General features: G+C 61.3%; 14 protein-coding genes. 8 read left to right on the top strand and 6 right to left on the bottom strand.

Annotation, left to right across the window (positions count from 1 at the left end; genetic code table 11):
* Positions 1 to 164: 164 nt before the first annotated feature.
* Positions 165 to 512: a preprotein translocase subunit SecG gene (gene secG, locus Q6L55_00470; GenBank protein MEN9257189.1), complete on the top strand. Its 348-nt coding sequence runs from the start codon at positions 165 to 167 to the stop codon at positions 510 to 512.
* Here secG and Q6L55_00465 read toward each other — a convergent pair.
* Genes Q6L55_00465 through glyA form a run of 3 tightly spaced genes read right to left on the bottom strand, consistent with a single transcriptional unit; the run spans position 430 to position 3,748 of the window.
* Positions 430 to 1,455, bottom strand: a complete 1,026-nt coding sequence (locus Q6L55_00465) for a Gfo/Idh/MocA family oxidoreductase (GenBank protein ID MEN9257188.1) — start codon at positions 1,453 to 1,455, stop codon at positions 430 to 432. The genes secG and Q6L55_00465 overlap by 83 nt on opposite strands.
* Positions 1,425 to 2,474: an MraY family glycosyltransferase gene (locus Q6L55_00460; protein MEN9257187.1), complete on the bottom strand. Its 1,050-nt coding sequence runs from the start codon at positions 2,472 to 2,474 to the stop codon at positions 1,425 to 1,427. Before Q6L55_00460 ends, Q6L55_00465 begins: the two co-directional genes overlap by 31 nt.
* Positions 2,474 to 3,748, bottom strand: a complete 1,275-nt coding sequence (glyA, locus tag Q6L55_00455; GenBank protein MEN9257186.1) for a serine hydroxymethyltransferase — start codon at positions 3,746 to 3,748, stop codon at positions 2,474 to 2,476. The genes Q6L55_00460 and glyA overlap by 1 nt, the downstream gene beginning before the upstream one ends.
* A 93-nt stretch (positions 3,749 to 3,841) precedes the next feature.
* Between glyA and Q6L55_00450 the strand changes: the two genes are divergently transcribed.
* Positions 3,842 to 4,081, top strand: coding sequence for a NifU family protein (locus Q6L55_00450; GenBank protein MEN9257185.1), 240 nt, complete (start codon positions 3,842 to 3,844; stop codon positions 4,079 to 4,081).
* Here the strand turns inward: Q6L55_00450 and Q6L55_00445 are convergent.
* The 3 genes from Q6L55_00445 to Q6L55_00435 all read right to left on the bottom strand — a co-directional run bounded on the left by Q6L55_00445 (position 4,078) and on the right by Q6L55_00435 (position 7,781).
* Positions 4,078 to 5,475, bottom strand: a complete 1,398-nt coding sequence (locus Q6L55_00445; protein MEN9257184.1) for a folate/biopterin family MFS transporter — start codon at positions 5,473 to 5,475, stop codon at positions 4,078 to 4,080. The two genes, Q6L55_00450 and Q6L55_00445, sit on opposite strands and share 4 nt — an antisense overlap.
* Before the next feature lie 136 nt (positions 5,476 to 5,611).
* A complete protein-coding gene (locus Q6L55_00440; GenBank protein MEN9257183.1) occupies positions 5,612 to 6,940 on the bottom strand; it encodes a peptidoglycan DD-metalloendopeptidase family protein in 1,329 nt (442 codons plus the stop codon).
* A gap of 337 nt (positions 6,941 to 7,277) precedes the next feature.
* Positions 7,278 to 7,781 (bottom strand): tRNA (cytidine(34)-2'-O)-methyltransferase, encoded by a 504-nt coding sequence (locus Q6L55_00435; GenBank protein MEN9257182.1) that lies wholly within the window; start codon positions 7,779 to 7,781, stop codon positions 7,278 to 7,280.
* A 144-nt stretch (positions 7,782 to 7,925) separates the two neighbouring features.
* Here Q6L55_00435 and Q6L55_00430 point away from each other — a divergent pair, with 144 nt between their 5' ends.
* The 6 genes from Q6L55_00430 (at position 7,926) to hemF (ending at position 12,579) form a co-directional block, all read left to right on the top strand.
* The gene (locus Q6L55_00430) at positions 7,926 to 8,369 is read left to right on the top strand and encodes a peroxiredoxin (GenBank protein ID MEN9257181.1); all 444 of its coding nucleotides are present in this window, start codon (positions 7,926 to 7,928) and stop codon (positions 8,367 to 8,369) included.
* On the top strand, positions 8,366 to 9,097 hold the full coding sequence (locus Q6L55_00425) for a pseudouridine synthase (protein MEN9257180.1): 732 nt from the start codon (positions 8,366 to 8,368) through the stop codon (positions 9,095 to 9,097). Before Q6L55_00430 ends, Q6L55_00425 begins: the two co-directional genes overlap by 4 nt.
* 30 nt (positions 9,098 to 9,127) lie before the next feature.
* A complete protein-coding gene (locus Q6L55_00420) occupies positions 9,128 to 9,901 on the top strand; it encodes a DUF4115 domain-containing protein (protein ID MEN9257179.1) in 774 nt (257 codons plus the stop codon).
* Between the two features lie 2 nt (positions 9,902 to 9,903).
* Positions 9,904 to 10,419, top strand: a complete 516-nt coding sequence (locus Q6L55_00415; GenBank protein MEN9257178.1) for a hypothetical protein — start codon at positions 9,904 to 9,906, stop codon at positions 10,417 to 10,419.
* Between the two features lie 72 nt (positions 10,420 to 10,491).
* Positions 10,492 to 11,493 carry a biotin synthase BioB gene (gene bioB / locus Q6L55_00410; GenBank protein ID MEN9257177.1) on the top strand — a complete coding sequence of 334 codons (1,002 nt, stop codon included), beginning with the start codon at positions 10,492 to 10,494 and terminating at the stop codon, positions 11,491 to 11,493.
* An 81-nt stretch (positions 11,494 to 11,574) separates the two neighbouring features.
* Positions 11,575 to 12,579 carry an oxygen-dependent coproporphyrinogen oxidase gene (gene hemF / locus Q6L55_00405; protein ID MEN9257176.1) on the top strand — a complete coding sequence of 335 codons (1,005 nt, stop codon included), beginning with the start codon at positions 11,575 to 11,577 and terminating at the stop codon, positions 12,577 to 12,579.
* Positions 12,580 to 12,600: the final 21 nt, after the last annotated feature.

The following is a 12,600-nucleotide window of genomic DNA, read 5'->3' as shown; positions in this document are numbered from 1 at the left end:
AAGAAAATCTAAAAATTGGCCGGCCAATCCCCGTTAAATCTCGGTTAAAACGTAGCGGCGACAACCATGGGACGAGCACCCCTGGCATTGCGATAGTTTTGGTAGGCAAGGCGAGCCAAATTCTTACGGTAAGATATGTAGAGTGCTGTTGACCGGACAGACCCATGAGCATTGTGACCCTGGTGGAAGCCATTTGGCTATTCAGCGCCGTTGCCTTGATCGTGCTCATTCTCTTGCACAGTCCCAAAGGGGAAGGGATTGCCGCCATTGGGGGTCAGGCCCAGCTATTCAGCAGCACCCGCAGCGCCGAAACCACCCTCAACCGCGTCACCTGGAGTCTGGCGGTGGTGTTCATGAGTACCACTGTGATCCTTTCGGCCGGTTGGCTCCCCGGTAGCACCCTTCCCGCCCCCAAACCCGCCGAAACCTCTACGCCACCCCAGACCCCGGCGGTGCCCATTCCGCCAGAACTACCCGCTGGCCCCTCTGTGCCGACGCCTGTAACGCCGTAGCCACCCGCAGAGCTGCCAGACTCTTTTCCGGCGTAGTGTACAGGGGCGTTCCCCGAGTCAGATGGTCCAGCACCTGGCGCATGTCCTGGTGAAACAACCCCTGTCGCCCCGGTAAGGTCAGGGTCTGGCGCTGCGTTGGTGTGACCCACTCCCCCTGGTCTCCCTCAAAAAGGACGCCCCCCTGGGTGCCGTGCAAGCTGAAATGCCGCTGGTCCTCCCAGATGGTTTCCCCCTTGCCGTAGGTCAATTCCACCAGCGCCCCCCCCACAAAACCCAATAGGGCACTGCACCGGCAACTGCGGTAGTAACCGTCTTGCGTATCGGCAAAGGCCGCCTCGCAGAACACCCAGGCCACCGGCCCCAGCAAATCCAACAGCCGATTCACCCGCGCCAGACCCGCCACCAGGGGAAAACCAAACCACTGATGGTGATAGGTCCACTTGCGGGGCGCCGGATACTGGGCCACCAGGTTCACCGACCGTCCGTAGGTCACCGTCCCCAGCTTAGGCAGCACCTCCTGCAGCGCCTGGTGAATGGGGCTGAGCAACTCAATGTGCTCCACATGCAAAAACACCCCCTGCGCCCGGGCCTGTTGCACCAGTTGCGCCGCCTGCCCGTAATCCAGCGCCAAGGGATACTCCACCACCACCCCTTTACCCGCCGCCACCGCCTGGCCCACGATCTCCCCATGCAACCCATTCACCGTCGCCACGATGACAACGTCCACCTGGGGGTGCTGGATCACCTCTTGCCAGTCGCCGCAGGCTGCCGCCGGATACCGGCCGATAAACTGCTGCACCCTTTCCCAGGTGTGCCCGGCCACCGCCACCAACCGCCCCCGTGGGTCCTGGGCCAGATATTCCGCCCGCCGGCTGGCCGCATACCCCGTGCCAATCAGACCAAACCCAATCGTCATGACCGCCGCCGCTGCCAGACCCGCCAACCCACAAACCCCAGCAACAGAGTCGCCACGGTAACATACACCGCCGACCCGGGAAGCTCCGCCAGCGCCAGGGCCACGCTACCGGCCCACAGGGTCAAGCTATAGATCACCGTCACCGTTTCCCGCTGGGACAGCCCCGCCCGCAGCAGCCGGTGGTGTAAATGGCGTTGATCTGGGAAAAAAGGGGATTTACCCCGCCGCAGCCGGTCAATCACCACCCAGGTCATATCCAGCAGGGGCACGGCCAGGATGATGTAGGGCAACACCACCGCCGCCGTCGTCACCCGCTTTACCAGACCAATGACCCCCATCGCCGCCAGGGTAAAGCCCATGAAATAGGCCCCCCCATCCCCCATAAAAATCTGCGCCGGGTTGAAGTTATAGCGCAAAAAGCCCAAGCATGCCCCCGCCAGGGCTGCCGCCAACAACGCTGCCGCCGGTTGCCCCAGAAACTGCGTCACCACCAGGAGCACCACCGCCGCAATCCCTGAGACCCCCGCCGCCAACCCATCCACCCCATCCACCATATTGATAGCGTTGGCCATCCCCACCAGCCACAGCAACGTCAAGGGCAAACTCCAGCTCCCCACCGACACCAGCCCCAGCCCCGGCAGCGTCACAAAATCAATCCGTACCCCCCAGGCCCACACCGCCCCCGCCACCACCATTTGCAGCACCAGCCGCACCCCCGGCGACAGGGAAAACAGATCATCCACCAACCCGATCAGGAAAAACCCCAGCCCCCCCACCGTTGTCGCCCAAATTTGCGCATCTGCCTGCGCCCGCAGCGGTTGACCCTGGGCATCCACAAACCCCCCCGCCCACCACACCACCAGCAGCGCCAGCACGTAACCGACAAAAATGGCCACCCCCCCGATGCGCACCATCGGTTGCCGGTGAATTTTGCGCTCATTGGGCAGGTCCACCGACCCCACCTGCAACCCCCACCGCTTTACCCAGGGGGTGACCCCCAGCACCACCCCTGCAGCCAGCAGAAACGCCAGCAGATGGTAGGGCATCACGACACCGGCACCACCTCGCGCTGGGGCAAATGGCTATACAGGGGAAACCGCCGACACAGGGCCGCCACTCGCTCCCGTCCCGACGTATCCCCCGGGTGATACAACCGGTGAGCAATGATCGCTGCCACTTCGGCAAACTCCGCCTCAGCAAATCCCCGGGTCGTCATCGCCGGCGTCCCCAAGCGAATCCCACTAGTCACAAATGGCGGTTGCGGGTCAAAGGGAATCGTGTTTTTGTTCACCGTCACATTAATTGCCCCCAGCAGGGCATCCGCCGCTTTCCCCGTCAAGCCCGTGGGTCGCACATCCACCAGCACCAGGTGGTTATCCGTACCGCCGCTGATTACCGGCAACCCCCGTTCCTGCAACCCCTGGGCCAGCACCTGGGCATTGCGCACCACCTGCTGGATGTAGGTGCGAAAATCCGGGCGCAACGCCTCCCCAAAGGCCACCGCCTTCGCCGCAATCACATGCTCCAGCGGCCCCCCCTGAACCCCCGGAAACACCGCCTTGTCCAGTTTCTTGCCCAGTTCTGGGTCATTGGTGAGAATCAGCCCCCCCCGGGGTCCCCGCAACGTTTTATGGGTCGTCGTCGTCACCACATGGCAATGGGGCAAGGGACTAGGATGCACCCCTGCTGCCACCAACCCCGCAATATGGGCTATATCCGCCAGCAAATAGGCCCCCACCTCGTCAGCAATCGCCCGGAAAGCCACGAAATCAATCTGGCGGGGATAGGCCGAATAGCCGCAGATGATCAACTTAGGCCGATGTTGCCGCGCCAGGTCGCGAATCTGGTCATAGTCCAGCCGGTGGGTTTGGGGATGCACCCCGTAATGCACCGCCCGGAACCACATCCCCGACAAATTCACCGGCGAACCGTGGGTCAAATGTCCCCCGTGGCTCAAATCCATGCTGAGAATCGTGTCCCCCGGTTGTAGCAGCGCCAGAAACACCGCCTGGTTCGCCTGGGCGCCGGAATGGGGTTGCACGTTGGCGTGGGCCGCCCCAAACAGGGCCTTCGCCCGGTCAATGGCCAACTGCTCAACCGCGTCAATCACCTCACACCCACCGTAGTAGCGCTTCCCCGGCAGACCTTCCGCGTACTTATTGGTCAGCACCGACCCCTGGGCCGCCATCACCGCCGGCGACGCAAAATTTTCACTGGCGATCAACTCCAGGTGGTCCCGCTGCCGTTGCAACTCCTGGGCCAACAAATCCGCCACCACCGGGTCGGTTGCCGCCAACTGCGCTAGGGCAATATCCGTCACCGTTTTCCCCCCAACTGAACTTCCACGTTACACTTAAGGATGAGCGTTTACCGCCGTATCCCTGTCCCATCATAGCCTGATTGGGGGAAGCCTATGGAGACCTTGCCGTTGACCGTGGAAAACGTGGAAAAAGTCCTGGACGAAATGCGCCCCTACCTAATGGCCGATGGGGGCAACGTGGAGTTGGTGGAAATTGACGGCCCCATTGTGCGGCTGCGGTTACAGGGAGCCTGTGGTGCCTGCCCCAGTTCCACCATGACCCTGCGTATGGGCATCGAACGGCGCCTCAAGGAATTTATCCCAGAAATCGCCGAAGTCGAGCAAGTCTTTTAGGACTCCACCTCCACCGCCTCGAAATGCAACCCCGGCGCCACCTCCCCCAGCACCACCGTATCGGCCACCACCGCCGGGGGCAATTCTGATTTGGGCGCCGCCTTCTCATCGGGGAGCCAACCCAACAGCGGTAGGGGCAACAGGCTGCTGAGATTGGTAATGGTGATCAACAGCCACAGCCGGTCGAACCGGGTTTCCGTAATGCCCAGCAGGTGGGTCAACAGCGCCCCCAACTCATGGGCCACCCCCCCCGCCAAATTCAGCACCGACATCAACAGGGCAAACAGGCTGGCCTCAATCCCCGGGGGACACAAGCGCGCCGCCAGCACCAGCACCGGCATAAACCCGATTTCCCCCATCACCGTTAAGATGGCGCTATCGCCCAAACTAAACCAGCGGTCAGGAATCCCCAGCCACCGGTTGGTGTGGGTGACCAAAAGTAGGGTGGTCATCCCCAGGGCGCTCGAGAGCACCGTCGTCCAGAACAACAGGCGACGAATTGGCACCTCCCGCAAATAGCGTTGGAAAATCCACACCCCCACCAGGGCCGCCACACTGGTCACCAGCCGCACCCGGCCCAAAAACTCCGGCGGAAAGTGCAACTCATTGGTCACAAAAAAGAAAAACGCGCTGTCGGACGTGGGTGTCGCCTGCCAGAGAAACAAAAACGCCGTCGGCAGGAAAATACTGGGTTGGCGTACTGCCTGCCACAGTTGCCGCACCTGGTGCCCCATCTGTCGCACCATCTGCTGGGTACGGGGCTGGGGTCGTTCCTGCACCCACCAAGCCCCTAGGGTCACCAGCACCGGGAACAAGGCCGTAAGGGCAAACACCGCCCGCGTCCCCAAATGCTCCAGCAAGGCTCCGCTGAAATAGGCCGTGAGCACCCCCCCCAGGGCACTGGTTCCCCAACACAAGGATTGCAGCGACCCCGTATGGCTCTGGCCCGCCCCCCGCACCCGTTCCACCACCAACGAATCGGCAATCACATCCCCCAGCGCCGTGGCCAAAGACGCCAAGGTAATGGCCGCCACCGCCTGCCCAGGTCGCTGCACCCACGTCGCCAGCAACCCCCAAGCCGTGGCCCCCAGGACCCCCGAGAGCATCAAATAGGAGCGTCGCCGGTAACCTGCCAGGGGTAGTCCATCCGCCACCAGCCCCAGCAGCGGTTTCACCATCCAGGGCAACGCCGCAATTCCCGTCAAAGCCGCCACCGTCGCCGGCGTCAGTCCCAGCTCGTCCTTGAGAAAAAAACTCACCGCCAGCCGGGCCAGACCAATGACCCCCTGCACAAAATACACCAGTAGAATCACCAGCAACTCCGGCGTTGGCTCCCACCCCAGCAACAAACGCCGCTGTAGCCAGGCAGAGCAACGTTGCCCAAGTGTTTCCATCGGTAAACCCTAGGTAAACTTTTCAAAATTGTATAGGTTTTTTCACAAAGCCTGGGGTTCCCCCACCCGGCAATCAATAAGGGGCCACAGGACCTCCCATGACCCCACACCCCCTACAAACCAACTGGGCAAACCGTTACCGACGGGGCGGCAAGAAGGCTATGGGATTCACCGGCCCCCGGCCCGGCTTGCGGATTTCAAAGTGCAGGTGTGGCCCGGTGCTAAAGCCAGTGCTGCCCATCTCCGCAATCAACTGCCCCTGTTCCACCCGTTGGTTGGGCCGCACCAACAGACGATGGTTGTGGGCATAGTAGGTGACGCTGCCGTTGTCATGCTGGATTTTCACCAGATTGCCGTAACCGCCCGAATTCCAACCGGCAAAGATGACCGTCCCCGGCGCAGCGGCCACAATCGGCGTCCCTACCGGCCCGGCAATATCAATCCCCTGGTGCATCCGCCCCCAACGCGGTCCAAAACCCGAAGTGATAATGCCCCGCGTCGGCCAGATATAGCTCCGGAAGAAGCTGGGGTCTTTGGGGAGAAACCGGTCAATGTTTTCCAATGGGGGCAACGTCAAAGCTTGCCGGTCATCCGCAGTGCCTTCCGATGGCAGGGGCGGAAACACAGGCGGCAGGATGGCCGATAGGTCCTGAACCGCTGGTTGCCGCCGTAGGTTATCCGTATTCAGCTCACCCAGGGCATCCGTTCCCTGGAGGGGATTGACCGGCGGTGTACTGGGCCGTGGTGTCGGCGCTGAGGGCGTGGCCAACCGGGGCGCACGCAAATTGGCCAACACCTGGGGCACAGGCCGTTGGGCCGTAGCCGGGGGCAGCAAGGCCGGACTGGGGATGCGCAACACTTGACCCGGATAGAGCAGGTCAGGATTTCTCAGGCGATTCCAGCGCACCAATTCCGGCAACGAAACCTGATAACGGCGGGCAATCTCGCTCAAGGTATCTCCCGGTTGCACCCGATAGGTCCCCAGGTACTTGGGTGAGACCTCCTGGGCACTATGCGCCACCAGCCGGGGTGCTTCCATTAGCGTCGTGGCCTGGGCCGGTAAACGTCCCTGTCGGGCCAAGGCCTGTCGCCGTACCCGCTCCAGCAGGGTTTCCGTGCGATTAGGCGCCGTCGAACGGGGAGGAATTCGCAGCACTTGACCCACCGCCAGCACCTGATTCGGTTGCAGGCCGTTAAAGCGGGCCAGTTCTTCCACCGACACCTGATACAAGTAAGACAACTGCCAGAGGGTTTCGCCCGCCCGCACCCGGTGCTCCAACAGGAGTTCCTCCGGCGCCACGGCTCCACCGGCTTCCTGCTGCTGAGATGGCACCTCCGCTGTTAACACCGGCTCCTGGGCCCAGACCACTCCCTGCCCCACCAGAGCACCCACAGCCACCAGGCCCGTCAACACCGACGAAGTAGCCAGAGAGCGTGCCGGCGTATCGCTCGGGATCGAGGCCATAGATTCAGGAAAAACTTGCAGAGGTTGCCAGTCAAAATGGCGGCAGTCATGCTGCGGCATGGGTCACCTCCTAAAAACGGGTGTGAGGAAAACAACCACTCAAGGAGCGAACCTGCTCAGGGCTACCCGCGTGTCGGTTGGACCCAACACCCGATTCACCCCTCCACCACTGGGAACATCGTCCCATCGCTCTAGTCCTGTTATTTAGTGGGTGACACCCAGCAGCCGTAAACCCCCGATGATAAATCCTTATCCCTGGCAAGGCCGATGTTCCCGTCCGGACCTACCCCTAAAGATTAAACAAATGTTATATGTGCTTTGGATCACATACCATATGTCATTTCTCGTGATAAAGCTGGCGGCGGGCTTCAAACAGGGCCACGGCCACGCTTACCGATAGGTTGAGGCTGCGCACGCCCGGTTCCACCATGGGGATATGTAAATGTGCATGACAAGCCTGCAGGCAAATCTGCGGTAAGCCCGTGGTTTCGCTGCCAAAAAACAGCCAGTCGCCCCAGCGAAATCGGTAGTCCCAAAAGCAGGTTTCCGCCTGGGGAGTAAAGGCCAGCCAGCGTCCATTCACTGGGGTACATGTACTGACAAAACTGGGCCAATCAGGATAAACCCGGTAGCGGACATAGGGCCAGTAGTCCAGACCAGCCCGTTTCAAATAGCGGTCGCTTAGTTCAAATCCTAGGGGTCCAATGAGATGTAAAGGTGTGCGTGTTGCCGCACAGGTGCGGGCGATATTGCCAGTATTAGGGGGAATCTGCGGCTGGACCAAAACAACATGCAAGGGGAAATCCGTATCACAAAAGCTGTACATTCCTTCGATTAGCATCTTTAAATTTATTTTAATTTTCGGTGGCCTATTAGGAATTGTAATCACTACCTGCGGGGGATGAATTGGCTTTTACGCCGGTGTTATGGGGGTTTACCGGTTCCAGACGATACAATAGCCTTGACCGATGCGTGGAGGATGGTTATGGCTCTGGCTGTAGGGATGCAGGCGCCTGATTTTCGCACGGTGGACACCCAGGGTCGCCCCGTATCGTTGGCCGATTTTGCGGGTAAAACCGTGGTGCTGTATTTCTATCCCAAGGACGACACCCCCGGTTGCACCAAGGAAGCCTGTGGGTTCCGGGACCACTATGCCACCTACCAGCAGCACAATGTAGTGGTGTTGGGGGTCAGTCGAGACGACCAGGCATCGCACCAGGCCTTTACCCAGAAGTACAACCTACCCTTTCCCCTGCTGGTGGATACGGATGGGGCCATCAGCCGGGCCTACGACGTCGACGGGGGTGGGTACAGCAAACGGGTGACCTATGTCATTGACCCCCAGGGCAAAATCAGTCGTGTCTATACCACGGTCAACACGGCCACCCATGCCAGCGATATCTTGGCGGACTTGGGTTTAGCCGGATGACAATCCAGCGGTTACAGAAAATTCTGGCCCAACGAGGGGTGGCGGCGCGGCGGCAGGCAGAAGCGCTCATCCGGGCAGGACAGGTGTGGGTCAACGGACGACCGGCCCAGTTGGGGCAAAGGTGTGACCCCCAGGTGGATCAGATCACGGTACAAGGTCGGCCTTTACCCCCGGCCCCCCGCCGGTACTACTACCTGCTGCACAAACCCCTGGGGGTGGTCAGCACCTGCTATGACCCCCAAGGACGCCGAACTGTACGGGATTTTTTGCCGCCGGGCCTGCCGCCGTTGTATCCCGTGGGCCGTTTGGATGTGGACACTACAGGGGCCTTGTTGCTCACCAACGATGGGGAATTAACCCTGGCCTTGACCCATCCCCGCCATCCCGTGTGGAAGGTGTACTGGGTGTGGGTGGCGGGGCATCCCTCGGCGCGGGTTCTCGAACGGTGGCGGCAGGGGGTGGAACTGGACGGACGACCCACCTTGCCGGCCCAGGTGCGGGTGTTGCGGACCTTCCCTCAACAAACCCTGTTGGAGGTGCGCCTGCGGGAGGGACGCAACCGACAAATCCGGCGGGTGGCAGCCCAGTTGGGCTATCCAGTGGTCCGGTTGCATCGACAGGCCATCGGTGCCATTGATTTGGGGAACTTGCCGGTGGGGAAGATCCGTCCCTTGACAGAGCCGGAATTGGCCTTTTGCCGGGCGGTGCGGGCGCAAGTAAACTTGTAAGATAGAGCAAAACCGCCGGTCTGGTTGTGCATGGATGGTATGAAGGTGAGTCCCTACACCCCTACACAAGCGGCGCGTTTACGGGAAATCGGCCAGTATTTGCGTCAGGTGCGGGAGGAGAAAAATCTCACCCTGGCGGACGTGGCGGCGCGCACCCACATCCAAACCCGCATGTTGCGTGCCCTGGAGGAAGGAGACGTGCACCAGTTACCGGAACCCGTGTATGTGCGGGGCTTTCTGCGCCAGTACGCCCAACTTTTACAGATTCAAGATTTGGACTTGAGCCCCTTGGAGCCGGTGATGACGGTCACGCCCCTGCCCACGTCCCGCCCTCCTAGCGGTCCGGCTCTGCGGCCTTGGCATTTGTACCTAACGTACTTCCTGTTGATCCTGGGGGCGATTGGGCTGCTGTCCTATCTATTGCGTCCAACACCCCCATCCCCAACAAGTCCCGATTCAACGCCCCAGACAACGGAGCCATCGCCCCAGGCCCCGACATCCCCGTCCCCTGTGGCCGCTTCACCCTCACCGGCTGGGGAACTGCGGGTGCAGGTGGAGTTGACGGGCCAATCCTGGCTGCAGGTGGTGGCCGATGGGCAGGTGGTGTTTGAAGGGATTTTGAGTGGGGGGATGACCCAAACCTGGACGGCGCGGGAAACCTTGGTGCTGGCGGCGGGTAATGCCGGGGAAGTGCAGGTGCGGATCAATGACGGGCCGGCCCAACCCCTGGGCGCCAAGGGCGAGGTGAAGGAAGTGAAATTGACCGTGGACAACCCCACCCTGACACCCCAGCCGGTGCGATAGCGATGGCGCCGGAAGGACTGCTTTCCCCCCAGGGGGTAATGGTGTTGCTGCTGGTGGGCTACGGGACGGCCCTGTGGCTATTCCTGCGCCGTTCCCCCAAGGTGTACACCGTCATGACCTCGGACCTGGAGGCGACGCGGCGATTCCTGGAGGAGGACCTGGGGCTGGAACGGGCCGAAACTCCCCTGCATTACTACGCCCACTACGAACAGGCCCTGGGGTTAACCGACCCGCTGATTTCTCTGCACCGGCCAGGGGGGATGCCACCGGCGGGGTTTTGGTATCAACTGCGGCGGCGCGCTCAATTGCACCTAATCGGCGGGGCTAAGGCCGGTGAGGGGGGACGAATCCGCCTGGTCTGTCTGGACCGGGATTGCCTGGAGTGGCTGTTGCTGCAGGGGCAAATGGCGGCCTTGCCCTGGCAAATCCGGGAGGAAAGGCCCCTGTGCTACTGGCTGCGGAGTCGGGATGGGCAGACGGTGGAGTGCCAGGAGGTGCTGAGGAAGAAACCCCGCTGACGGTCTGATAGTTGCGGTGGGATACGTTTACGGGCAAAGTAATAACCAAATCATGGAAGCGAGCGATTGACAATGACGGTTACGGCACCCGACTGTCGCTACGACTGGCAACCGGAGGAGGTCCAGGCGATTTACGAGCAACCCCTACTGGAACTGATCCTCCAGGCGGCACAGATCCACCGGCGCTACCATTCCCCCCGCGAGGTGCAGGTGTGCAAGCTGGTGTCTGTGAAAACCGGCGGTTGCCCCGAAGATTGTGCCTATTGCGCCCAGTCGGCCCACTACCAGACGGGCATTACGCCCCAGCCCCTGATGGATGTGGAACAGGTGGTGGCCATTGCCGAGCGGGCCAAAGCCCAGGGGGTGAGCCGGTTGTGTCTAGGGGCGGCCTGGCGGGAGGTGCGACCGGGACGGCAGTTTGACCAGGTGCTGGAAATGATCCGCCGGGTGACGGCCCTGGGGTTGGAGGTGTGCTGCACCTTGGGGATGCTGACATCTGAGCAAGCCCGCCAGTTGAGCGAAGCAGGACTGTACGCCTACAACCACAACCTGGATACCTCCCGCCGCTATTACCCCCAGGTGATCACCACCCGCACCTACGACGACCGTCTCCACACCATTGCCCACGTGCGCCAGACGCCCATCACCGTGTGTTGCGGAGGGATTTTGGGGCTGGGGGAAACCCATCAAGACCGGATTGACCTGCTGACCACCCTGGCGCGCCTGCAACCCCACCCGGAATCGGTGCCCATTAATATCCTGTCCCGGGTACCAGGAACCCCCCTGGCGAACCAGGAACCGGTGCCCCTGTGGGATGTGCTGCGGGTGCTGGCCACCGCCCGGATTCTCATGCCCAAAAGCGATTTGCGCCTGGCGGCAGGGCGGGCCCACCTGAGTCCGGCGGAACAGGCCCTGTGCTTCCTGGCGGGCGTGAACTCGATTTTTTCCAGCGACGACGGCCAGATGCTCACCCGCACCACCCCCTGCCCCAGCTACCAACAGGACCAGGCTCTCCTGGCGCAACTGGGACTCGTCAGCCGCCCACCCCGCATTGGCAATAAAACAACTTGTTGATTGTTAATAATTCAGACTTGTTGACAATAGCTGGCGAGGGCTTGGTATAGTAGGGAACAGGTTTGACGAGGAGGGGAACTGATGGCAGTAGCAGGGTTACCGCCGAGTGATGCCCGGCAACGGGTGAGTCAATTTTTGCGGCAGTTGCAGGATGAGATTTGTCAGGCCTTGGAGGCGGCTGACGGTCAGGCCAAGTTCCGGGAGGACACCTGGGAACGGCCCGAGGGGGGTGGCGGTCGCTCACGGGTGATGGAGGGTGGCGCACTCCTGGAGCGGGGGGGGGTGAATTTCTCTGAGGTTTGGGGGCAGCAGCTTCCCCCCTCGATTGTGGAACAGCGTCCCGAGGCCAAGGGGCATCCTTTTTACGCCACAGGAACGTCGTTGGTATTGCATCCCCGCAATCCCTACGTCCCCACGGTGCATTTAAACTATCGTTATTTTGAGGCGGGGCCGGTGTGGTGGTTTGGCGGGGGCGCGGATTTGACGCCCTACTACCCCTTCCGGGAGGATGCGGTGCATTTTCACCGGGTCCACAAGGAAGCGCTGGATGCCCATCACCCCGAATACTATCCGGTGTTCAAACGCTGGTGTGATGAATACTTCTATTTGAAGCACCGGCAGGAAACCCGCGGGGTGGGTGGGATTTTCTTTGATTACCAAGACGGGGTTGGTCCCCTGTACCGGGGCAACCACTCCCAGGGCAATGCGGCCATCTACAGCAACAAAGTAGGGGAATTGCCCCCCCGTTGTTGGGAGGAAGTGTTCCGCATGGTGCAAAGTTGCGCCCAGGCGTTCTTGCCGGCCTATTTGCCCATCGTGGAACGGCGCCGGGATATGGTCTATGGGGACCGGGAGCGGCAGTTCCAGCTTTACCGGCGGGGGCGCTACGTGGAGTTCAATCTCATCTACGACCGGGGAACGATCTTTGGGTTACAAACCAACGGGCGCACTGAATCTATCCTGATGTCTATGCCGCCGCTGGCCCGCTGGGAGTACTGCTACACGCCGGAGCCGGGGAGTCCCGAGGCGCAACTGACCCAGGAGTTCCTCAAGCCCCAGGACTGGCTGGCCCTGGCCACGGTGTAGGGTGAAAAAAATCTGTAATCC

Source organism: Gloeomargarita sp. SRBZ-1_bins_9 (assembly GCA_039794565.1).
In the GTDB taxonomy this organism is placed as follows: Bacteria; Cyanobacteriota; Cyanobacteriia; order Gloeomargaritales; family Gloeomargaritaceae; genus Gloeomargarita.
The sequence above is the reverse complement of the archived record's forward strand: the minus strand, read 5'-3'. Positions and strand labels throughout refer to the sequence as shown.